The sequence below is a fragment of the Microbacterium alkaliflavum genome (assembly GCF_044325405.1).
GTDB classification, from domain to species: Bacteria; Actinomycetota; Actinomycetes; order Actinomycetales; family Microbacteriaceae; genus Microbacterium; species Microbacterium alkaliflavum.
In genome coordinates, this window is record NZ_JBIQWL010000001.1 from 1 (window position 1) to 23,075 (window position 23,075).

General features: G+C 68.8%; 14 protein-coding genes. 13 read left to right on the forward strand and 1 reads right to left on the reverse strand.

Annotated elements, in window-relative coordinates; translation table 11 throughout:
• Positions 1–289 precede the first annotated feature (289 nt).
• The gene (locus ACH3VR_RS00005; RefSeq protein ID WP_396638692.1) at positions 290–2,992 is read right to left on the reverse strand and encodes a LamG-like jellyroll fold domain-containing protein; all 2,703 of its coding nucleotides are present in this window, start codon (positions 2,990–2,992) and stop codon (positions 290–292) included.
• A gap of 249 nt (positions 2,993–3,241) precedes the next feature.
• On the opposite strand from ACH3VR_RS00005, the gene ACH3VR_RS00010 reads away from it, so the two are divergent.
• From ACH3VR_RS00010 to ACH3VR_RS00070, 13 genes are all read left to right on the forward strand, one after another.
• A complete protein-coding gene (locus tag ACH3VR_RS00010; protein WP_396638693.1) occupies positions 3,242–7,453 on the forward strand; it encodes a beta-L-arabinofuranosidase domain-containing protein in 4,212 nt (1,403 codons plus the stop codon).
• A gap of 328 nt (positions 7,454–7,781) precedes the next feature.
• Positions 7,782–8,411, forward strand: coding sequence for a hypothetical protein (locus ACH3VR_RS00015; RefSeq protein ID WP_396638694.1), 630 nt, complete (start codon positions 7,782–7,784; stop codon positions 8,409–8,411).
• A gap of 207 nt (positions 8,412–8,618) precedes the next feature.
• Entirely contained in the window at positions 8,619–9,560 is a 942-nt protein-coding gene (locus ACH3VR_RS00020; protein WP_396638695.1) for a hypothetical protein, read from the forward strand.
• Positions 9,557–9,991 (forward strand): LPXTG cell wall anchor domain-containing protein, encoded by a 435-nt coding sequence (locus ACH3VR_RS00025; RefSeq protein ID WP_396638696.1) that lies wholly within the window; start codon positions 9,557–9,559, stop codon positions 9,989–9,991. The genes ACH3VR_RS00020 and ACH3VR_RS00025 overlap by 4 nt, the downstream gene beginning before the upstream one ends.
• Positions 9,988–11,010 (forward strand): LacI family DNA-binding transcriptional regulator, encoded by a 1,023-nt coding sequence (locus ACH3VR_RS00030; protein ID WP_396638697.1) that lies wholly within the window; start codon positions 9,988–9,990, stop codon positions 11,008–11,010. Before ACH3VR_RS00025 ends, ACH3VR_RS00030 begins: the two co-directional genes overlap by 4 nt.
• A gap of 210 nt (positions 11,011–11,220) precedes the next feature.
• A complete protein-coding gene (locus ACH3VR_RS00035; protein WP_396638698.1) occupies positions 11,221–12,225 on the forward strand; it encodes a substrate-binding domain-containing protein in 1,005 nt (334 codons plus the stop codon).
• Positions 12,226–12,346: 121 nt separating this feature from the next.
• The gene (locus tag ACH3VR_RS00040; RefSeq protein ID WP_396638699.1) at positions 12,347–13,948 is read left to right on the forward strand and encodes a sugar ABC transporter ATP-binding protein; all 1,602 of its coding nucleotides are present in this window, start codon (positions 12,347–12,349) and stop codon (positions 13,946–13,948) included.
• Complete coding sequence (locus ACH3VR_RS00045; protein ID WP_396638700.1) at positions 13,945–15,033, forward strand: ABC transporter permease; 1,089 nt, start codon at positions 13,945–13,947, stop codon at positions 15,031–15,033. Before ACH3VR_RS00040 ends, ACH3VR_RS00045 begins: the two co-directional genes overlap by 4 nt.
• On the forward strand, positions 15,030–16,100 hold the full coding sequence (locus ACH3VR_RS00050) for an ABC transporter permease (protein ID WP_396638701.1): 1,071 nt from the start codon (positions 15,030–15,032) through the stop codon (positions 16,098–16,100). Before ACH3VR_RS00045 ends, ACH3VR_RS00050 begins: the two co-directional genes overlap by 4 nt.
• Entirely contained in the window at positions 16,100–16,801 is a 702-nt protein-coding gene (locus tag ACH3VR_RS00055; protein ID WP_396638702.1) for an L-ribulose-5-phosphate 4-epimerase, read from the forward strand. Before ACH3VR_RS00050 ends, ACH3VR_RS00055 begins: the two co-directional genes overlap by 1 nt.
• Entirely contained in the window at positions 16,798–18,405 is a 1,608-nt protein-coding gene (locus tag ACH3VR_RS00060) for a xylulokinase (RefSeq protein WP_396638703.1), read from the forward strand. Before ACH3VR_RS00055 ends, ACH3VR_RS00060 begins: the two co-directional genes overlap by 4 nt.
• Positions 18,406–18,449: 44 nt before the next feature.
• Positions 18,450–19,961, forward strand: a complete 1,512-nt coding sequence (gene araA / locus ACH3VR_RS00065) for an L-arabinose isomerase (RefSeq protein WP_396638704.1) — start codon at positions 18,450–18,452, stop codon at positions 19,959–19,961.
• 95 nt (positions 19,962–20,056) lie between these two features.
• The gene (locus tag ACH3VR_RS00070) at positions 20,057–23,011 is read left to right on the forward strand and encodes an immunoglobulin-like domain-containing protein (protein ID WP_396638705.1); all 2,955 of its coding nucleotides are present in this window, start codon (positions 20,057–20,059) and stop codon (positions 23,009–23,011) included.
• Positions 23,012–23,075: the final 64 nt, after the last annotated feature.

Here is a 23,075-nt window from a genome sequence, read left to right on the forward strand (position 1 = left end):
CCGGAAACAACTGGTCATCCCACGGTGGCCCTTCATCGTCAGCGACGACGAGAGCCCCGCAGGAATTGACACCACGCTATGGGACTCACCCTGCTCTCGACGCGCGGGCGCTGCCGCGGACGAGTGGATGCCGCGGGGTCGCGCCCTGAGGATCCTCGTTCAACCCACCCGGGTGGCTGTGTGAGCCCGAAGTTGAACAGGGTTCTCGAGGTGCCATCGCCCGAGGAACCCCCTCCGAAATGCCGAACGGCCCGCGGTCCGAAGATCCGCGGGCCGTCCGAAGGAATGCTCAGCCGCAGGTGGCCGCCGCGTACGACGCCGTGGCGTGGGCCGTGTCGGCACCCGCCGTCACCGTCACGTCGGCCGTTCCCGCGGGGGTCGTGCCGAGGCGCGTCGAGAACGCGGCCGACGTCGACTTGCCCGCAGCAAGCGTCGCGATCGACTTCGAGCCGTACGCCGTGCTGAGGTCGACAGCGACCGGCGTCGTGCCGTCGTTGGTGACCTTGACCGTCAGCACGACCTTGCCCGCGACGCAGCGCGTCTCGGCGGTGGCCGTCACGGGCAGCACGGGCGCCGCCACGACGACCTTCGCCGACACCGTGATCGCGGTCGAGCTGAACAGTTTGCGGTCGGCGGCGTTCCACGCCGTCGAGCCGCCGGCTCCGACCCACTGGTTGAGGTTGGCGCCGATCGTGCGCACCGTGCCGGTGACGTCGTACGTCCCGGGGGTCGCGGAGTCGACGGTCGACAGGTTCCAGTCGACCGGCTGCGATCCGGTGCCGCGGTTGTAGGCCAGCTTCACACCGGCCGCAGCGGGCAGCGCGGCGCGGATCGAGGCATCCGTCGACCCCTTGGCCACCGAGACGGAGCCGAGGTCGCTCGAGACGGCCGCGGTCGCGTCCGCAGCGCGGACCGTGTCGTACTGGGCGCGCGTGAGGCCCACGATGCCGCCGTGCTTCGTGCTCGGCGCCATGGAGAAGCTGCTGCTCACGAGCTGCGACCATCCCGCGTCGAGGTTCGTCGTCTGCATCGGCCGGTAGCCGGTCGAGGGGATGACGTCGACGTAGAGGTACCACTTGTCCTCGCCGTGGCGGCGGAAGACGGCGGGCCCCTCGACGCCGCCGGCGTTGCCGCCGGCCCACACGGCGCCGATCGTGGTCTGCACCTGGCTCCACGTCGTCGTCGGCTTCCACCACTGGGCGGCGGTCGTCGATTCCATGTAGATGCCCTTGCCGAAGGAGTTGTCCTTCGTGATGCGGTAGGTCTTGCCGGCGTTCTGGGTGATCGTGGTGTCGATCGTGTTGCCGCCCGCGTCGATGAAGACGCCGCCGTACTGGTACGTAGCCTGGGAGAAGTCCGTCGTCGAGCCCCACAGCACCTTGTTGTAGGTCGAGCCGGAGTGGGCAGCGTCGGTGTAGACGTTCGACGACCAGTACAGAACGAACGCGCCGCTCCCGTCGGCGTTGTAGCCCGGGACCCACGTCGCCTCAGGCGCCCAGGCCATGCCGAGCTCGGCCGCCTTGACGCCGCCCGACAGCGCGACGTCGAACTGACGCGGGGCGCTCCAGCTCACGAGGTCCTTGGACTCCCACACGTCGAGCTTCGTGCTCGCGCTCTTCGTCCAGTAGCACCACGACGTGCAGCTTCCCGAGCCGCCGTCGCCGCCGAACACCCGGAGGTCGGTCGCGATGATGTAGTAGGTCTTCGTCTCGGGGTTGTACGTCAGGTACGGGTCGCGCACACCGGTCGTGCCGAGCTGCGACGCGAGGATCGGCTTGCCGCCGTTGAGCGGGTCCCAGTACTCCGGGTTGTCGCCGCGCGAGACGTCGAGGTAGATCTTCTCGGCGTAGCCGGCCGAGTCTTCGATGAAGTGCACCATGACGTACCCGTAGGGGGAGTCCGCGGCGGGCACCGGCTGGATCGTGACGGGGACGGAGCGCGAGACGCTCTTGCCGCGCACGGTCGCCGTCGCGGTGAGAGCGGCAGTGATGGATGCCTGACCCGTCGCGGGCTGCGCGGCGGTGACGGTGAGTCCGTCGGCGCCGATCGCGAGGCGCGCGTCGCTCGAGGCCCACGACACGCGTCCGCCGTAGTTCGGCAGCGTCGTCGTGCCCTCGTCGATCGTCACGTTCGCGACGCCGTCGAGGATCGTCTGCGCGGCCGCCTGGAACGACGAGGCGTGCAGCGCGGCATCCGCGTCGGACACCGCCGTGACCTCGGAAGCGGTCAGCGCGCGGTCGTAGACGCGGAACGTCGAGACCTCGCCCTTGTACATCGGGTCGGGCCAGGGCGAGCGTCCGATGGCGTTCAGGGTCTGGTTGGTGATGGATGCCGGGGTGAGCGTCGTTGCGGCTGTGGCGACCTGCTCGCCGTCGACGTAGAACGTGATGCGCCCGCCGCCGATGACCGACGTGAGGCTGTACCAGCGGTCGGCCGAAAGCGCCGTGCCCGTCCGCGCGTTGACTTCGCCGCCGTTGGATGCCGTCGTGATCGCCGTGCGGGCGTTGTCGCGCACCGACGCGAAGTAGTACTGGGTCGTCGCGTCGTTGCCGATGTTCCAGAGGAAGTTGAAGCTGTTCTTCATCGACGTGTCGAGCTTCGTCTCGACCGTGATCGTCGCCGACGTCTTGCCGCTGAGCAGCGAGTCGGGCAGGCGCACCCAGTTGGCCGTCGCGCTGGTCTTGGCCCCGCCCGTGAAGACGAGCGACGAGCCCGTCCAGAGGCTGTCGTTGCCGTTGACGACGGTCGCCGGCCCGATGCCGCTCGCGGCGGTGTTCGGCACCGACGAGCCCGTCGTCTCGTCGAACAGGTACTCGGCGAGGAGGCCGCTCGCGGGAACGGTCGACTCGGCCGAGGCGGGGGCAGTGCTGAGAGGGACGAGTGCGGCGACGACGAGCGCTGCGCCGGCCGTCGTGGACAGAAGAGAGCGCAGCGTGCGAGGCGACGACGGGGGAGAGGCGGTTGCCGGCGTCGATGAGGGCGTGAGTCTCACTCCAGCTCCTTTGCTGATCAGGTGGTGGATGCGTCGCACGCGGAGAACATGCGCCGTGAGCGCGATGTTAGCGCTCACGCTGTGCGACGGCAACGAAATTCCGATTCGGGCACTTTCCTTGACATTTCGCCTGAGTGCGCGCTAACAATGCGAGTGCGACTGATCTGGTGAGCGCTAACAGCGGCGCCGACGAATCCGAGTGTCGCCATCGGCACGGGGAAGTGCCACGGGACGAAGGGGCCCTCGATCATGACTCACAGCACCGGCGCGCTCACTGCGCCCGCGGCATCCCGCCGCCACCCACTCCGCTCGGTACGGCGCGCCGTCGCCCTCGGCACGGCGGCGATCGTCGCCGCGGCGGGGCTGGCCTTCGTCGCACCGACGGCCGCGACCGCCGCCGACATCTCGATCGAAAGCAAGAAGGTCCTCGACCTCAAGCTCGACGGCAACCTCACCGACGCGAGCACCCACGCCGCCGCCGTGAGCCTGCAGAAGGGTGCGGCCGCGTACGGGACCGGCGTCAGCGGTCAGGCCTTCAACTTCAACGGCTCGACGGCGCTCAAGCTGGGCACCGCCGCCTACCTGCAGCCGCAGGACCTCACGGTGTCGTTCTGGTACAAGCCGAACGCCACGATGACGGGCGAGCAGGTCTTCGCCTGGAGCAAGACCGTCTACAACTCCGACGGCTGGTACCTGACTTCGGAGAGCGACACGTCGTCGCTCGCGCTCTCGGTCGGCCCCTCGACCGGCCAGCCTTACAAGGTGGCCGTCGACTCGCCCCGCGCCACGTTCTTCCCCGCCGGGCAGTGGACCCACATCGTCGTCACGTACGACAAGACCACCAAGGTCGTCACGTTCTACCGCAACGGCGTGCGCCAGGTCGCGACGGTGAAGTACCCCGTCAGCGCGACGGCGACGGGCGTGCTCGGCTCGGAGAGCACCTCGGTCAAGACGCTCGGCTACAACGGCCCCAACTACAACGGCTCGCACCTCAACGGCCTGCTCGACGAGTATTCGCTGTACAACGGCGTCGCCACGATCGCCGATGTCGTCACCCTCACGCAGCGGGGCAACGCCTCGTTCGACCCGGCGACCGTCGCACAGTCCGACGCGAACGCGCTCTCGGTGCCCGCGAGCGCCGACGCCGACTTCACGCTGCCCGTGCAGGGCAACAGCGGCAGCGTGATCACGTGGGCCTCGTCGAACTCCGGCGTCCTGTCGACGTCGGGCGGCGACATCCACGTGACCCGTCCCACCGGCACGACGGCCGCCAGCGCCACCCTCACGGCATCGGTCAGCTACGGCGGCAGCGCGCCCGTCACGAAGAACTTCACGGTGACCGTGCCGCCCGTCGGCGCGACGACGCCCTCGATCTACCTCGAGGAGGCGGGACTGGAGAACGTGCTCGTGGAGGACGACTACCTCGAGAACGCGAACGCCAAGACGGTCGCCTACCTGCTCTCGCTCGACCCCGAGAAGTTCCTCTACTCGTGGTACCTGCAGGCCGGCCTCCAGCCGACCACGACCTCGGGCTACGGCGGGTGGGAGGCCACGAGCGGCACCCGCTTCCAGGGGCACTTCTTCGGCCACTACATCTCGGCGCTCTCGCAGGCGTATTCGACGACGACGGATGCCGCGACCAAGGCGCAGCTGCTCGCGAAGCTCACCGCGGCCGTCGACGGCATCAAGAAGGCCCAGGATGCGTACGCCGCCGCGAACCCAGCCAACGCCGGCTTCGTCGCTCCGTTCAGCATCAGCGTGCTGCCCAACGGCGGCGGCGGACTCCTCGTGCCGTTCTACAACCTGCACAAGGTGCTCGCGGGCCTCCTCGACGCGTACGAGTACGCTCCGGCACCCGTGGCCACCAAGGCCCGTGCCGTCGCGGCCGCGTTCGGCACGTGGGTCAAGAACTGGGCGGGGAGCCTGTCCAACCCCGCCTCGATCCTCACGACCGAGTACGGCGGCATGAACGAGGCGCTGTACGAGCTCTACAGCATCACGAAGGACCCGAACCACAAGCGGGCGGCGGAGTACTTCGACGAGACGACGCTGTTCCAGCAGCTCGCCAACGGCCAGGACGTCCTCGACGGCAAGCACGCCAACACGACGATCCCGAAGCTCGTCGGCGCCCTCAAGCGCTACACGGTCTTCATGGACAACCCCGACCTGTACGCGACGCTCACGTCGGCTGAGAAGGCGGCGCTGCCGATGTACCGCACGGCGGCCGAGAAGTTCTGGGAGATCGTCATCCGCGATCACACCTACGCGGGCGGCGGCAACAGCCAGTCCGAGCACTTCCACGCGGCCGACAACATCTACGCCGACGCGACCAACGGCACGACGAGCGGCTACGGCGAGAACTCCACGGTCGAGGGCTGCAACGAGTACAACATGCTCAAGCTCAGCCGGCTGCTGTTCCAGGTGACCAAGGACGTGAAGTTCGCCGACTACTACGAGTCGACGTACATCAACACGATCCTCGCCTCGCAGAACCCCGAGACCGGCATGGTGACCTACTTCCAGCCGCAGACCGCGGGCTACGCGAAGATCTTCGGAACGCCCCTCGACCAGTTCTGGTGCGACCACGGCACGGGCATCGAGAGCTTCACGAAGCTCGGCGACTCGATCTACTTCCAGGACGACACCTCGGTCTACGTCAACATGTTCCGGTCGTCGGTCTACAGCTCCCCAGACCAGAACCTGAAGCTCACGCAGACGGCCGACATCCCCAACACCGACACGGCCACGTTCGACGTCGCGTCGCTCGACGGGCGAGCCCTCCCGGCGGGGACGACCGTGCGGCTGCGCGTGCCCTCGTGGGTCGCCGCGACACCCACGCTCACCGTCAACGGCGTCGTGAAGGACGTCGCGCCACTCACCGACGCGGGCTACATCTCCGTCGTGGTCGCTGCGGGTGACAAGCTCACCTACAAGCTGCCCGCCAAGGTGTGGGTCGACGCCGGCAGCGAGAACCCGAACTGGGTCGCGCTGAAGTATGGCCCCGTGCTGCTGGCGAGCGAGCTGAGCCGCGTCAACGCCAACGCGAGCTATACGGCGGGCGTCCTGGTGCAGATGAGCACGGCCGACAAGTCGCTGAACGGCAACGTCACGGTCGCCGACGCCGCGCAGTGGAAGGCCGACATCGCGACGAACCTCGAGCGCATCTCGAACGGCGCCAACAACAACGGCATGACGACCATGCGGTTCAAGCTGCACAACGTCGACTCCAAGTCGGCCGGGCTCACCTTCGAGCCGTATTACAGCCTGTACAACGCGCGCTACGCGCTGTACCTCACGCTGGTGCAGCCGGACTCGCCCGAGTCGCAGGCGCAGATCCTCAAGGAGAAGCAGCAGCAACGCATCGCCGAGACGACCATCGACTCGCTGACGTCGTTCGACGACAACAACAGCGAGGCCGGCAAGAACTACAAGTTCAACAAGTCCGGCGTCGGCGTGTGGCTCGGACAGCCCTACCGCGACGGCCAGATGGCGACCGATGCGTACTTCCAGTACGAGATGATCGTCGACCCGTCGAGGCCTGCGAACTACCTCGGCGTGCGCTACTTCGGCGGTGACAACGGGCGCACGTTCGACGTCTACGTCAATGACGTGCTGCTCAAGCACGAGCGAATCACCAACGCCGCGGGCTCCAGCACCTGGTACGTGCAGTACGACGAGATCCCGGCATCCGTGATCTCCGGCATCGCCGCGAAGGACAGCTACAAGCGCGACTCGACCGGCAGCTACGTGCTCGACGCGAAGGGGCAGAAGATCCCCGTCGTGACCGTGCGGTTCCAGGGCAACGGCACGAGTTATGTGGGCGGCGTCTACGGCGTCTACACGGCCTCGAAGACGACGTACGCGACGGACGCGGACCTCTCGGCGCTGTCGTTCGACGGCGGCCGTCTCACGCCGTCCCTCGCGAAGGGCGTGTACGCGTACACGGTGACGGTGCCGCAGGATGCCACGACGGCGACCTTCGATGCCGACCCGGCCGTGCCGAGCGGACTCGTCTACGTCGGCGACATCCTCATCGACGACACGAAGCCGCGCACGGTGGCCCTGCAGGCGGGCGACCAGCCGACCGTGCTGACCCTGCGCGCGACCGCGCAGGATCACACGACCTCGGCCACCTACACGGTGCAGATCGTGCGGGAGAAGCCGGCGCCGCCGCTCACGGTGACCGCCCAGACGCTGGTGCGATGCGCCGCAGGCAAGGCCGTCGTCACGGTGCAGGCGACGAACACGTCGGATGTGCCCGTCGCGCTCGCGATCACGACGCCGTACGGCTCGAAGCAGGTCGCCGAGCTCGCACCGGGCAAGACCACGTCGCAGGCGTTCACGACCAAGCTGGCGACCCTGCCTGCCGGCGAGGCCTCGGTGAAGGCCACGGCGACCGTCGACGCCAAGGCGGCCTCGGCCACCGTCACGGCCCCGATCGCGGCGTTGTCATGCGGCTGAGCCCAGGGGTTGTTTCCGCTAACAGTTCCCGCTAACATCGCGTGAAGAGCCCCACGATCCACTGCCGGATCCAGAGCAAAGGTGCATGATGCTCACACCCTCCACCCGCCCCGAGCGGTGCGAAGACGTGACTGTACCACGGCTTGACAAGGCTCGCAGCGCCACCACATCACCCACTGTCGGTGCGGGTCGTTCCGTGCCGTCACCGACTCACCAGCGGGTTGCGCTCAGCGTGGGCTGAAGCTCCTGCGAGACCCGACGACCGGATGGCCCGGTCGCTCGCCGAGTTCGAGCTGGACGAGGGTCCGGTTCGAGGATTGGAGAAAATATGAACAAGCGAGCAATCATCGCCCGCACCACGGCCGGTGCGCTCGGCGGGCTGCTGCTGCTCGGCGCGGCCGGAGCAGCCATCGCCGACGAGCTGGGCAACGGCGACGTCGACGTCAACGTCAACATCGAGGCGCTGCCTCCCGTCGGCGCCCTGACGATGAGCGTCGCGCAGGACTCCACGACGCTCGCCGAGGTCGCCTCGGCCGACGCCGACGTGCGTCAGTTCGACGGCACCCTCCCCACGGTCACCGTCTCGGACGACCGCGAAGAGGTTCCCGCCGGTGCGTACTGGTACGTCACGGGCCAGACTTCGGACTTCGTGGGCCCCGGCACCGCGAAGATCACCGCCGGCCACCTCGGCTGGACGCCGAAGCTCCTGACCGACGGCAACGGCGAGGTCGCCGAGGGTGACCCGATCGGCACCGTCCTGGACGCCCCGACCGCCGAGGTTCCCTGGAACACGGGCATCGGCAGCGGCGAGGACCTCCTCGCGATCGCTCCGGACTCGTCCACCGCCCAGGGCGAGTGGAAGGCGAACGCCGGCCTCTCGCTCAAGACCCCCAAGGACGTCACGCCCGGCGCCTACTCGGCGACGCTGACGCTGACGCTGTGGGAAGACACCCTCTGAGCTGACCTCGTCAGTTCTGTGTTGAACCCGGGTGGGGGCCGTGGATCACACCCCCGACCCTGACGTCTGGAATCTGGTCGTGCACCACCGCCGCCCTCACCCCACCCTCCGCGCCCGTGCGTGGGCGGGGTTCGCGGCAGTCTTAGCGCTCGTCGCACTCCCCGCGGCGCCCGCCGTCGCAGCCGACGACCCGCAGCCCCGCCCGAGGTGCGCTGGTCGGTCACGCCGTCGGATGCCTCGGCGCCCGATGGGCGTCGCGCCGTCGAGCCTGAGCTCGACCCGGGGGCCAGTGCCGACGACCACTTCGCCGTGCGCAACGTCGGTGCCGACGAAGTCACCTTCAAGCTCACCGCCGCCGACGGCTACTTCACGCGCGCCGGACGCTTCGACATCCTCGCCGCCGACGAGAAGTCCACAGACTCCGGCACCTGGATCTCGATGCCCGAGACGGTGACCGTGCCGGCGGGCGACACCGCGATCGTGCCGTTCACTGTCACGGTGCCCGACCGTGCGGAGCCGGGCGACCACGCCGCCGGCATCACGGCATCCGTCCTCTCCGTGCAGTCCGCGCAAGACGGCACGAGCGTCGGCGTCGAGAGCCGCGTCGGTTTCCGCGTGCTCACGCGGGTCACGGGCGAGATCGCACCCGCGGCATCCCTCCCGTCCGTCGCGACCGACTACACGACCTCCTGGAATCCGCTGCGTCCGGGGGAGCTCACCGTCACCTTCGACGTCAGCAACGACGGAAACACCCGACTCCTCGCGAAGGGCGTCGTCGAGGCCGGCGGCCAGCAGGTGGCCTTCCCCGCCGAGGGGGAGAACCCGCAGGAGCTCCTGCCCGGCGACGTGCGCACCATCACCACGGTCGTGCAGAACGTGTGGCCGACCTTCGTCGTGCCGACGACCGTGACCTTGAATGCGACGTCTGCGACGATGGACGGCGCGAGTGTCGAAATCGACCCCGTGCAGGCCGGAACAGTGGCCTGGGCCGTCCCGTGGCCGCAGCTGATCGTCCTCGCCGGCATCGCGCTCATCGTGCTCGCGATCGTGTGGGGCCGCATCCGTTCGCGCCGCAAGCTCGACACACTGCTCGCCCAGGCGCGGGAGGAAGGCCGCCAGGATGCGGCGACGACGGTACCCGTCCCGTGAGACGCCGTACCCGAGTCGCGAGCGCCGCGGTGCTCGCAGCGTCCTCCCTCGCCATCGCGAGCCCCGCGCTCGCCGACGACCAGGATCTCGGCGCCGACGGCATCGTCATCCGCGTCATGATCCAGCCGATCGCGCAGTGCGTGACGGCGTGCGTCGATGCACTTCCCGCCACCGGCGGAGGGATTCCGAACGCCGCGGTGTGGGTCGCCGCGGCACTCGTCCTCTCCGGGCTCCTCATCGTCCTCCGTCGCCGCAGGACGCGAACCCGCGGGGACGCCGATCAGCACCGCCCGCGCGTTCCCACCGCTTACTATGTGGTCAGCGATCGTCGGGTGCGCCCGACGGGCGTGGACTTCAGCATCCCGACGATCCCGCCCGCGTCGTTCGCAGGCGGTACCGACCGAGACAGCGAGCGAGGTGATCCGTGGTGACGGACGATGTGACGCGAGGCTGGCAGCGACCCAGCATCTACGACGTGGCCCGGCAGGCGGGTGTGTCGCACATGACGGTGTCGCGGGTGCTCAACGGGCACCCGAACATCCGCGAATCGACGCGCGAGCGCGTGCTGCAGGCCATCGACGAGATGAACTACACGCGCAGCTCGATCGCCCGCGCCCTCGCCACGCGGCGCGCGATGCGCATCGGCGTGCTCGTCGACGGGCCTGTCCAGTACGGCCCCAACAGCACTCTGCGGGCCCTCGAGAGCGCCGCACGCGACGTCGGCTACGCCGTGAGCGCCTTCACGATCTCCGATGACGAGGAGTCGCAGATCGACACGGGGGTCGTCGAGCTCGTCACGCAGGGCGTGGACGCCCTCTGCGTCATCGCCCCGCGCGCGTCGTCGCTCGACATCCTGCGCAAGCAGACGACCGGCCTGCCCACGATCGTGATCAAGGCCGAGCCGGATGCCGCGTGGCACACCGTCGCCGTCGATCAGCGCGCGGGCGCCACGCTGGCGGTCTCGCATCTCATCGAGCTCGGGCACCGCCACATCCTGCACGTCGCCGGTCCCCTCGACTGGTACGACGCGAGGGAGCGCCAGGAGGGCTGGAGCGACGCGCTCACGGCCGCGGGCCTGCCCGTCGTGCCGTCCGTCGCGGGGGACTGGACCTCCGACTACGGCTACGAGTTCGGGTCGTCGTTCGAGCTGGACGACGTCACGGCGATCTTCGTCGCCAACGACCAGATGGCCCTCGGCGTCATCCACGGGCTCTCCGACCGCGGAATCCGTGTGCCCGACGACATCAGCGTCGTCGGGTTCGACGACCTGCCCGACGCGCGCCACTTCCTGCCGCCGCTCACGACCGTGCGACAGGACTTCGCCGCCCTCGGCGAGCTCGCCCTCCGCCAGATCATCGCCGCCATCGACGGCGAGGAGGACGGCATGCGGCACGACCGGATCGAGCCCCGCCTCATCGTGCGCTCGTCCACTCGCGCCCCTCGGGCCTGACGCCCGCCTGCTCCGCGAGGCGCATCGGCGCCTTGCGCGCGCCCATGCGGATGTTCGCGGTAACGGAAAAATAACGAATCTCCGAAATGGAGTTGCGCGCGGGGATTGTTAGCGCGCACAATGGGTCAACACACACCCGAGGGTGTCCCGGCTCGGGACACATACTTCTCTCCGACGAAGAGCGCCGGAGAGTCTCAAGGAGGAGATCACATGGCAAATCGGAAGCGCATGCTGGGCCTGATCGGCTTCATCGGCGCGGGGGCTCTCGCACTCGGCCTGGCCGGCTGCTCGGGTTCCGCGAGCGGCGACAGCGCCGACGGCGGCGACAGCGGCGACCTCACGACCGTCGGCTTCGTGGCTGTCGGCCCCGAGGGCGGCTGGCGCAACGCCAACGAGCAGGCCATCAAGGACGCGTTCACGGAGGATGCCGGCTTCGACCTGAAGTACGCGCCCGCCGCGAGCCCGACCGACCAGAAGTCGCAGATCGACGCGTTCACGACGTTCGTGAACGACGAGGTCGATGTGATCCTCCTCACCGCGACCGAGGCGTCCGGCTGGGAGGACTCGCTCAAGCTCGCTCAGGAGGCCGAGATCCCCGTCATCCTGCTCGACCGCGGTGTCGACGCCAGCGACGACCTGTACGTCACGCGCATCGCCCCCGACAACGTGAAGGTCGCCGGATCGGTGGGCGACTGGGCGGTCGAGACCTTCCCCGAGGGCGCGAGCTACTACACGCTCGAGGGCGTCCCCGGCCTGTCGGTCGTCAACGAGCGCAACGAGGGCTTCGAAGCCGCGCTCGAGGGCCACGACGGCTGGAACAAGATCGGCGCGCAGACCGCCAACTGGACCGCTGACGAGGGCAAGTCGGTCATCGAGACCGTCCTGAAGGAGAACCCGGGCCTGCAGTTCATCTTCGCCCAGAACGACGAGATGGGCATCGGCGCCGCCGCGGCCGTGACCGCCGCCGGCCTGGTCCCGGGCACCGACGTCAAGATCGCCACGATCGACGGCACGACCCCGGCGCTCGAGTCCCTCGCGAAGGGCGACCTGAGCTTCGTCGCCCAGTACAACCCGTTCTTCGGCGACCTCGCGGTCGGTGCGGTCAACGACGCCCTCGCGGGCAAGACCGTCGAGAAGACGATCATCGTCCCGGGCGAGACGTTCGACTCGCCCGAGGCCGGTCAGGCCGCGATCGACGCGGGCAAGGGCTTCTGATCCGACTCGGCGTCGACTAGAGGAAGATCAGTGGCGAGCGGGGGTGGCCGTTCTCGGCGGCCCCCGCTCGTCCCTGTCTTCTCCCCGAATTCACGCAGGCAGCAACAAGGAGTCACCAGCGATGATTGAACCGATCGCGATCGTCGAGGTCCGCGGCGCGTCCATAACCTTCCCGGGCGTCAAGGCACTCGACGAGGTCAGCTTCCGGCTTCTCCCCGGCGAGGTCCACACCCTCATGGGCGAGAACGGCGCGGGCAAGTCCACGCTCATCAAGGCCCTGACCGGGGTCTACCAGATCGACTCCGGCGAGATCGTCGTGAACGGGCAGGTGCGCAGCTTCTCCGGCACGGCGGACGCACAGGCCGCGGGGATCTCCACCGTGTACCAGGAAGTCAACCTGTGCACGAACCTGAGCATCGGCGAGAACGTCATGCTCGGCCACGAGGTGCGCGGCATCGGCGGCGTCAACTGGCGCAAGACCCACGCGCAGGCCCGTGAGGCGCTCGCCCGGATGGGCCTCGGCGATCTCGACCCGCGCGCCCCCCTCTCCTCCATCTCTCTCGCAATGCAGCAGCTCGTCGCCATCAGCCGTGCGATGGTCACCGACTCGAAGGTGCTCATCCTCGACGAGCCGACCTCGAGCCTCGACGCGAATGAGGTAGAGGTGCTCTTCGGCGTCATCCGGCGCCTCCGCGACCAGGGCGTCGCCATCCTCTTCGTCTCCCACTTCCTCGACCAGGTCTATGCGATCAGCGACCGCATCACGGTGCTGCGCAACGGCCGCTTCGTCGGCGAGTACCTCACGCGGGACCTCGACCGCACGCAGCTCATCTCGAAGATGATCGGCAAGGACTTCGAGTCCCTCCGCGCCCTCGGCTCCAACCGGCAGACCGAGGTGCGCGACCGCACGCAGACCCCGATCTTCGCGGCAGAGGGACTCGGCCGGAAGGGCTCGATCGAGCCCACCGACGTCGATGTCCACGCGGGCGAGGTCGTCGGCTTCGCAGGCCTGCTCGGCGCGGGCCGCACCGAGCTCGCGCGCCTCATCGCCGGTGCCGACAAGGCCGACTCCGGCACCGTGAAGGTGCGCGGCAAGAAGGTCGCGCTCAACTCGCCCGTCACCGGACTCGCCCACGGCATCGCCTACTCGACCGAGAATCGCCGCGAAGACGGCATCGTCGGCGACCTCAGCATCCGCGAGAACATCATGCTGGCCGTCCAGGCCCGCCGCGGCTGGTTCCGCCGCGTGCCCGCCCGCGAGGTGGACCAGATGGTCGCGACCTACATGGAGCGCTTCAGCGTCCGCCCCAACGACCCGAACCGCCCGATCCGGCTGCTCTCCGGCGGCAACCAGCAGAAGGTGCTCCTCGGCCGGTGGCTGGCCACCAACCCCGACCTGCTCCTGCTGGACGAGCCGACCCGCGGCATCGACGTGGGTGCGAAGGCCGACATCCAGGAGACCGTCGCCGAGCTCGCCGAAGGCGGCATGGGAGTCGTGTTCATCTCGTCCGAGCTCGAAGAAGTCGTGCGCCTGTCCGAGCGGATCGTCATCCTCAAGGACCACCAGAAGGTGGGCGAGGTCGTGAACGGACCGGAGGTGACCGCCGAGAGCATCGTGTCGGTCATCGCCACCGAATCAGGGGCGGAGGCGGAGGCGCACGCCGACGCCCTCGCCGAGGAGGTCGCCGAAAGCGACACCGCAAACGAAGGGAACGCGTCATGAGTCGCGTCAAGACCGCATTCAGAACCCCGTGGTTCTGGGCGCTCGTGGGCATCGCGGTGCTGCTCTTGATCAACACGGTCAAGAACCCCGCCTACCTCGCGCTCTCCGTCAATCCCACCACCGGCCAGCTGACCGGCAACGTGCTGGACATCCTCCGCGTCTCGGCGCCGATCATCATGATCGCGCTGGGCATGACGTTCGTCATCGCGACGGAGGGCATCGACCTCTCGGTCGGCTCGATGATGGCCGTCGGCGGCGCGGTCGCCATGCAGACGCTGTCCACGATCAACGACCCGACCTCGGTGGGCGCGATGTTCGCGGCGATCGGCCTCGCGCTGGCGCTCGCGATCGTGCTCGGCGCGATCAACGGACTCCTGGTCGCCGTGGTAGGCCTGCAGCCGTTCATCAGCACGCTCATCATGATGATGGCCGCGCGCGGCATCGCCCGCGTCATCACCGACGGGCAGAACACCAACGCCACCAACGAGCCGTTCCGGCAGCTGGCGAACGGGCAGATCCTCGGTCTTCCGACCAGCTTCGTGATCGCGATCGCGATCGTCGTCGTCATCGCCCTCTTCATGCGCCGCACGGCGCTGGGCCTCATGATCGAGTCGATCGGCATCAACCCGCACGCGAGCCGGCTCGCCGGCATCCGTCCCCGTCCGATCCTGTTCGGCGTCTACATCCTGTCCGCCGCGCTCGCCTCGGTGGGCGGTCTGTTCAGCGTGTCCGAGGTGATGACGGTGAGCGTCTCGGGGACGGGAAACCTCATGGAGCTCGATGCGATCCTCGCGGTCGTCATCGGCGGCACGTCGCTCGCGGGCGGCAAGTTCTCGATCCTCGGGTCGACCATCGGCGCCCTGCTCATCGCGACCCTGAACAAGACGGTGCTCTTCCTCGGCATCCCCGCCGCGGCGACGCCCGCGTTCAAGGCGCTCGTCATCATCGTCCTGGTGCTGCTCCAGTCCGAGCGCGTGCGGTCGTTCGCGTTCGGGCGAGGCAAGTCGCCGGGAGCGCCCGCCACGCCGGTCAAGCCTGAAGACCAGACCGCCCCCGTTTCGAAGGAGAAGGAGGTCGTCGCATGAGCAACGCGCGCACACTCGCCGAATCCGTTCCGCCGGCAGCCGATCTGCCTGAGAGCAAGCAGCCTCAGCAGGTGAGCCGCTTCTCGGGGCTGTGGGAACGCAGCCAGACGCTGATCCCCACGCTCGCCGCCCTGGTGCTGCTGTTCGCCATGCTGATCTACGCGGAGATCGCGTACGGCCGCGTCTTCCACGCGGGCACCATGTCGAGCCTTCTCGTCAGCTTCGCGCCGACGATCATCCTCGCGGTCGGCATGACGATCGTGATCATCTCGGGCGGCATCGACCTGTCGGTCGGCGCCGTGGTCGCCTTCACGTCGGTGTCCGGCGTCATGCTGATGAACATCGGCGTCAACGGCTGGCTCGCGATGCTGCTGATGATCGTGTTCGGCGCGATGTTCGGCCTGATCTCGGGCGTCATGATCCAGTACTTCAACGTGCAGCCCTTCATCGCGACGCTCGCGATGATGTTCCTTGCACGCGGCCTCGCCTCGATCCTGTCGACGACCCCGGTCATCGCTCCGGAGGATTCGCCGATCATGCTGCTCGCCACCGACTGGAAGATCATCGACGGACCGAAGGTCAACGACTTCACGGTCACCCCGGGCCTCATCATCGCGGTGCTCGTGGTCCTCGGCGGCATGTTCTTCATGCACCGCAGCCGCTCGGGCCGCACCGTCTACGCGATCGGCGGCAACGAGTCGTCGGCGAAGCTGATGGGTCTGCCGGTCGCCCGCACCCGCGTCTGGATCTACGTCGTCTCGGGCGCCCTCGCGGGCCTTGCCGCGATCGTCTACACCGCCGAGGTCGGCGGCAAGGCGCAGAACGTGACGGGCATCGGCTGGGAGCTCGACGCCATCGCCGCGGTCGTGATCGGCGGCACGCTCCTCACGGGCGGCTACGGCTACGTCCTCGGATCGATCGTCGGCGTGTTCGTGCTCGCCGCGCTGCGTCTCATCATCACGAAGGACGGCACGATCAACCCCGAATACCTGACCATCATCACCGGCGGTGTCCTGCTGGTGTTCGTGCTGCTCCAGCGTGCGCTGACCCGACGAAGGGCGAGTTGATGTCGACCACTGAGATCGAAGCGGCCATCGCGGCCGTCCGTGCAGAGGTCGCGTCGCTGCACGCCGAGCTCGTGAAGTACGGCCTCGTGATCTGGACGGGCGGGAACGTGTCGGGCCGGGTGCCGGGTGCGGACCTGTTCGTGATCAAGCCGTCGGGCGTCTCGTACGACGACCTGAAGCCTTCGAACATGATCCTGTGCGACCTGGACGGCAACGTCGTCCCGGGCAGCCAGGGCAGCGAGCGGGCCCCGTCGTCCGACACGGCGGCGCACGCGTACGTGTACCGGAACATGCCGGATGTGGGCGGGGTGGTGCACACGCACTCGACGTTCGCGGTGGCGTGGGCGGCGCGCGGAGAGGAGATCCCGTGCGTGATCACGGCGATGGCGGATGAGTTCGGCGGGCCGATCCCGATCGGGCCGTTCGCGATCATCGGCGACGACTCGATCGGCCGCGGCATCGTGGAGACGCTGACCGGTCACCGGTCGCGGGCGGTGCTGATGCAGAATCACGGCCCGTTCACGATCGGCGTGTCCGCGAAGGACGCGGTGAAGGCGGCCGTGATGGTCGAGGACGTGGCCCGCACGGTGCACTACGCCCGTGAGGCGGGACCGCTCATCCCGATCCCGCAGGAGGCCATCGACCGTCTCTTCGACCGGTACCAGAACGTGTACGGGCAGTCGGGGGACGAACGACGATGACCGATCTGGATGCCGCGGCCGCCGCGGCGGCGATCGTCGAGGGCCGCACCGCGCTGGGCATCGAGCTGGGCTCGACGCGGATCAAGGCGTGCCTGGTCGACGCGGACGACCCTTCGCGGGTGCTGGCCGTCGGGTCGCACGCGTGGGAGAACGAGTTCGTCGACCGGATGTGGACGTATTCGCTGACGTCGGTGTGGTCGGGCCTGCAGGCCGCGTACGCCGACCTGGTCGCCGACGTGCAGGCCCGGCACGGCGTCGCGCTGGACACGATCGGCGCGATCGGCGTGTCGGCGATGATGCACGGCTACCTCGCGTTCGACGACGACGGGAAGCTGCTCACGGCGTTCCGCACGTGGCGCAACACCAACACCGACCGGTCGGCGTCGGTGCTGTCCGAGCTGTTCGGCGTGAACATCCCGCTGCGCTGGTCGATCGCGCACCTGTACCAGGCGGTCCTCGACGAGGAGCCGCACATCGCCGACGTGCGCCACTTCACGACCCTCGCCGGGTACGTGCACTGGAAGCTCACGGGCCGCACGGTCCTTGGTGTGGGCGACGCGTCGGGCATGTTCCCGATCGACCCCGCGACGCGCGACTACGACGCCACCCTGTTGGGCAAGTTCGACCGTCTCGTCGCCGAGCGGGCGTACGGGCTGCAGGTCACGGAGCTGCTCCCCGAGGTGCTCGTGGCCGGTCAGGCCGCCGGTGAGCTCACGTCCGAGGGCGCGGCGCTGCTGGACCCGTCGGGTGCGCTGCGTGCCGGCATCCCGTTCTGTCCTCCCGAGGGGGATGCCGGGACCGGCATGGTCGCGACGTGCTCCGTCGCCCCCCGCACGGGCAATGTGAGCGCGGGCACGAGCATCTTCGCGATGGTCGTGCTGGAGCGGCCGCTGCAGCGCGTGCACCACGAGCTGGACGTCGTGACGACGCCCGCGGGCGACCCGGTCGCGATGGTGCACTGCAACAACGGCGCGAGCGAGCTGGCCGCGTGGGTCGGGCTGTTCGAGCGGTTCGCCTCCGTGGCGGGCGGTTCGCTGGATGCCGACGAGGTGTTCGAGGTGCTGTTCCGCGAGGCGCTGGACGGCGACCCCGACGCGGGCGGACTGCTGGCGTACAACCACCTCGCCGGCGAGCCCATCGCGGGCCTCACGGAGGGCCGTCCGCTCGTCGTCCGCACGCCGGAGAGCCGGTTCACGCTGGCGAACTTCATGCGCGCGCAGCTGTACGGCGTGTTCGGCACGCTCGCTCTGGGCATGCGCGTGCTCGATGAGGAAGGCGTGGCGCTGGACCGGATGTTCGCGCACGGCGGCGTGTTCCGCACCGCCGGTGTTGCGCAGCGGTTCCTCGCCGGTGCGATCGGCGCTCCCGTCGCGGTCGGCGAGACGGCGTCGGAGGGCGGTGCGTGGGGCATCGCGGTGCTCGCCGCCTACCTCGGCGCGGCATCCGATTCCGATCTGGACACCTACCTGCGCGAGCGGGTGTTCGCGGATGCCGCGATCTCCATCGTCGACCCCGACCCGGAAGACGTGCCCGGCTACGCCGCCTACCTCTCCCACTACCGTGCCGGCCTGGCGGTCGAAGCCGCCGCCGTGACCGCGCTCTGACCTGACACCCATCCCTCGCAAACCCTCAAAAAGGACAAATCCGCATGACCCGCACGCCCCTTTCCACGTCCCTCGACTCGTACGAGGTCTGGTTCGTCACCGGCAGCCAGAACCTGTACGGAGAGGAGACGCTGCTCCAGGTGGCGGAGCAGTCGCAGGCCGTCGCGGAGGGCCTGTCGGGTCTGCCGGTCAAGGTCGTGTGGAAGCCCGTCCTGAAGGACTCCGACGCGATCCGCCGCCTCGCCCTGGAGGTCAACGGGCGGGACGACGTGATCGGCGTGATCGCGTGGATGCACACGTTCAGCCCTGCGAAGATGTGGATCAGCGGGCTGGATGCTCTGCAGAAGCCGCTGCTGCACCTGCACACGCAGGCCAACGTCGAGCTGCCCTGGGCGGACATCGACTTCGACTTCATGAACCTGAACCAGGCCGCGCACGGCGACCGCGAGTTCGGGTACATCCAGACCCGCCTGGGTGTGGCGCGCAAGACGGTCGTCGGGCATGTGTCCAACCCGGCCGTGCGCGGCCAGGTCGAGGACTGGCAGCGTGCCGCCGCGGGCTGGACGGCGGCGCGCACCCTGAAGCTGGCCCGATTCGGCGACAATATGCGCTACGTCGCGGTCACCGAGGGCGACAAGACCGAGGCGGAGCTGCGGTTCGGCGTGCAGGTGAACACGTGGGGCGTCAACGAGCTGGCCGACGCGGTCGCCGCCGCGACGGATGCCGAGATCGACCAGCTCGTGCAGGTGTACCTGGACGAATACGACGTCGTCCCGGAGCTGCAGCCCGGCGGGGAGCGGCACCAGTCCCTGCGCGACGGCGCCGCGATCGAGGTCGGGCTGCGCTCGTTCCTGGAGGAGGGCGGCTTCGGCGCCTTCACGACCTCGTTCGAGGATCTCGGCGCGCTCACGCAGCTGCCCGGTCTGGCCGTGCAGCGGCTGATGGCCGAGGGGTACGGGTTCGGTGCGGAGGGCGACTGGAAGACCGCGATCCTGGTCCGCGTCGCCAACGTGATGGGCGCGGGGCTGCCCGGCGGGGCGTCGCTGATGGAGGACTACACCTACGACCTGGTCCCCGGGCAGGAGCGGATCCTCGGCGCGCACATGCTCGAAGTCGCCCCGACCCTGAGCTCGCAGAAGGCGCGTCTGGAGATCCACGCTCTGGGCATCGGCGGCAAGGACGACCCGGTCCGCCTCGTGTTCACCGCCGACCCGGGACCTGCCGTCGTGGTCGCCATGAGCGACATGCGCGACCGGTTCCGCCTGGTCGCGAACGTCGTGGAGAACGTCGAGGCTCCCGACCTGCCCAACCTGCCCGTCGGCCGCGCGATCTGGAAGCCCGCCCCCGACTTCGCCACCAGCGCCGCATGCTGGCTGGAGGCCGGCGCCGCGCACCACACCGTGATGACGACCCAGGTCGGCATCGAGGTGTTCCGCGACTTCGCCGAGATCGCGAAGACCGAGCTCGTCGTCATCGACGAGGACACCACGGTCCGCGGCTTCAAGAGCGAACTGCGCTGGAACCAGGCCTACTACCGCCTCGCCCAAGGGCTCTGACCGCGAGGCCGGTCCCGGCCGGTCGTCGGCAGCGCCTGAAAACCACTGAGAGAAAGGTCTCGCGGATGAGATCGGGATCAACCACTGAAAGTCGGATGACCAGGCGTCGAGGTCGTCGCGCGCTCGCCTCGACCCTCGCGGGTGCCGTCGCCCTCACGGCGTTCGGCCTCGCGGCGCCGACGGCGGCGCAGGCCGCCGATGTTCCCGCGCCGAGCGCGCACTACGACATGTCGCACTCCGGCACGTCGCTGCTCGACGTGTCGGGCAACGGCCGCAACGCGACGCTGACGACCCTCACCGACTCGTCGTTCGTCAAGGTCGGTCAGAACGACGACGTGCTGCGGTTCAAGGCCGACGGCTACGCGTCGCTGCCCAAGGGCCTGGTCACGGCCACCGACAACAACTTCACCGTCGAGTACACCGTGACGACGCAGACCGCGGCGAACCAGTTCGGCTGGGTCATCGGCGACGGCGTCGGCGCGTGGAACACGACCGCGCTGGGCAACCACGTGTTCGTGAATCCCCGCTCGGGCGAGTCGGCGTACAGCAACGCCGTGCTGTCCGGCATCCGCGTGAAGACGGCGACCGCCAACGGCGAGACGCGTGTGCCCAACGGCGGCGGCCTGAACCCGGGCTTCTCGACCCTCACGCTCGTCGGCAGCGGCCAGACGCTCACGCTCTACCGTGACGGCGTGCAGATCTCGACGGTCACGCACACCAACTCGATGAGCTCCATCATCCCGTCGGGCACGACCCTCGGCTACCTCGGCCGCTCCCTGTACACGGGCGACGCGCTGCTGCAGGCAGATGTCACCGACGTCAAGTTCTGGGATGTCTCGCTGACTTCCGACCAGGTCGCCTCGAGCATGCCGACGGCGGCCGAGAAGGCGGCATCCACCGACGGCATCATCCGCCTCGACATCACCCCGACGGTCCTGGGGTCCAACCCGTCGCTCAACCAGGTGTCGTCGAACCTCACGCTGCCGGCGTCGTCGAACGGCATCACCCTCACGTGGGCGAGCTCGAACCCGGCCGTCGTCTCGACGTCGGGCGTCGTCTCGCGCTCGATCTCGAGCGACACCCCCGTGACGCTCACCGCGACGACCTCGCTCGGCACGACGATCACGCTCGATGTCGTCGTGAAGGCGCCGAACGTGTCGGCCGACCTCAACGCGATCAGTCTCGCGACGCGCACGACGGAGAACCTGCCGCTCGCGGTCAAGGGCTCTGCAAACGGCGCGGCCATCACGTGGACGTCGTCCGACCCTGCGCTGGTCACCCCGACGAACGCCGCCTACACGGCGCCCGCCGTGGGCGCGGCCGACCCGTACGCGGGCGGCGGCATCGTGACGCGCCCGGCCTACGGCGCGGGCGACAAGCAGGTCACCCTGACGGCGACCGCGACGCTCAACGGCCAGACGCAGACGCGCACCTTCCAGGTGACGGTCGCCGAGAAGGGCCGCTGGGCTCCCGACGCGGGCTACGCCTCGGCATACTTCAAGTCGGACTCGGACGAGAAGATCTACCAGGCGGCCACGTCGGGCAACGACTTCTTCACGTTCTCGCCCGTCAACGGCGGCAACGCGGTGATCACCTCGACGGCCGACACGAAGGGCCTCCGCGACCCGTACATCCTCCGTTCGAAGGACGGCGACAAGTACTACATGGTCGCCACCGACCTCTGCATCAGTTGCGGCACCGGCTGGGGCCCCGCGCAGTCGGCGGGCAGCCTCAAGATCGAGGTGTGGGAGTCGACCGACCTCGTGCACTGGGCGCGGACGAACGGCACCAACACGGGCATCACGATCAACAAGCCCGAGGCGGGCATGACATGGGCGCCCGAGGCGTACTGGGACGACTCGCTCCAGTCGTACGTCGTGTTCTTCTCGTCGCGCATGTACGCGGACTCGGCGCACACGAACAGCGACAACCTGTACGCCCGTGTCTTCTACGTGCTCACGCGCGACTTCAAGACGTTCACGTACCCGCCCGCGTCGTGGCAGGACACCGGCTACGCGCGGATCGACTCGACCGTGACGAAGATCGGCGATTACTACTACCGCTTCACGAAGAACGAGGAGAGCGGCGCGGCGAGCGTGCTCGAGGCCGGCAAGGACATCTTCCTCGAGCGTTCGAAGGTGCTCACGGCGCCGACGACGCAGTCGAACTGGTCGGCCGACCCGAACTCGACGTGGCAGCTGCTCGACACCCGCATGACGAGCCTCGAGACCGGCCAGTCGGGTGAGGGCCCCGAGATCGTCAAGCTCAACGCGGGCGACCCGAACAACACCGCCGCGGGCGACGGCTACGTGTTCCTCGTCGACAACTACTCGGCGGGCGGATACCGCGCCTTCGTCACCGACGCCCAGTCGATCGCGTCGAGCACGCAGGCGAACCGCCTGTCGCAGCGCGCCGAGTGGAACGTCCGCCCCGTCGGCGGCTTGCCCACGAGCCCGCGTCACGGCGCCTTCGTGAGCGTCACCAAGTCCGTGCTCGACGCGCTGAAGGGCTGGACGAACGTCGCGGCGGTCGCCTCGACGACGACGGTCTCGGCTTCGGGGCGCAACGTCACGGCGAACGTGGATGCCGCAGACGGCGGTCAGGTCGTCGGCACCGTCACCTTCTCGGGTGGCGCATGGAGCAAGACGGTCACGCTTAGCGACGCGACGGCGACCGTGGAGGTTCCCGCGGGCGTCACCGGCGTCACGGCGCACTACGACGGCTACACCGACGGGCTCGTGAGCGCGTCGACGTCGTCGGCGGTCTCGCTCGCGCTCGACATCACCGCGAGCGCGACGACCCGCTGCGTCACCGGCAAGGTCACCGAGGTCATCACGGTCACCAACGCAGACGACGCGACGGCGACCGTGACGATCACCGGCGCCTACGGCAGCAAGACCGTGTCGCTCGCGGCAGGCAAGAGCACGTCGGCGACGTTCACGACGCGTCTCGCCTCGATCGCGGCCGACCCGGTCTCGATCACGGCGCAGTCGGCCGACGGACGCAGCCACAGCTCCACCGTCACGGTGGCGGCGGCGAGCTGCAACTGACATGAGTGCGAAGGGTCCGCGCCAGTGCGCGCGGGCCCTTCGCCATGCGGCCCGAAGCCGGGTC

Bases quoted from the DNA above. Each gene is read 5' to 3' on its own strand.
- ACH3VR_RS00045 (WP_396638700.1), top strand. From the start codon at position 13,945: ATGAGTCGCGTCAAGACCGCATTCAGAACCCCGTGGTTCTGGGCGCTC.
- ACH3VR_RS00015 (WP_396638694.1), top strand. From the start codon at position 7,782: ATGAACAAGCGAGCAATCATCGCCCGCACCACGGCCGGTGCGCTCGGC.
- araA (WP_396638704.1), top strand. From the start codon at position 18,450: ATGACCCGCACGCCCCTTTCCACGTCCCTCGACTCGTACGAGGTCTGG.
- ACH3VR_RS00060 (WP_396638703.1), top strand. From the start codon at position 16,798: ATGACCGATCTGGATGCCGCGGCCGCCGCGGCGGCGATCGTCGAGGGC.
- ACH3VR_RS00055 (WP_396638702.1), top strand. From the start codon at position 16,100: ATGTCGACCACTGAGATCGAAGCGGCCATCGCGGCCGTCCGTGCAGAG.
- ACH3VR_RS00010 (WP_396638693.1), top strand. From the start codon at position 3,242: ATGACTCACAGCACCGGCGCGCTCACTGCGCCCGCGGCATCCCGCCGC.
- ACH3VR_RS00050 (WP_396638701.1), top strand. From the start codon at position 15,030: ATGAGCAACGCGCGCACACTCGCCGAATCCGTTCCGCCGGCAGCCGAT.
- ACH3VR_RS00070 (WP_396638705.1), top strand. From the start codon at position 20,057: ATGACCAGGCGTCGAGGTCGTCGCGCGCTCGCCTCGACCCTCGCGGGT.
- ACH3VR_RS00040 (WP_396638699.1), top strand. From the start codon at position 12,347: ATGATTGAACCGATCGCGATCGTCGAGGTCCGCGGCGCGTCCATAACC.
- ACH3VR_RS00035 (WP_396638698.1), top strand. From the start codon at position 11,221: ATGGCAAATCGGAAGCGCATGCTGGGCCTGATCGGCTTCATCGGCGCG.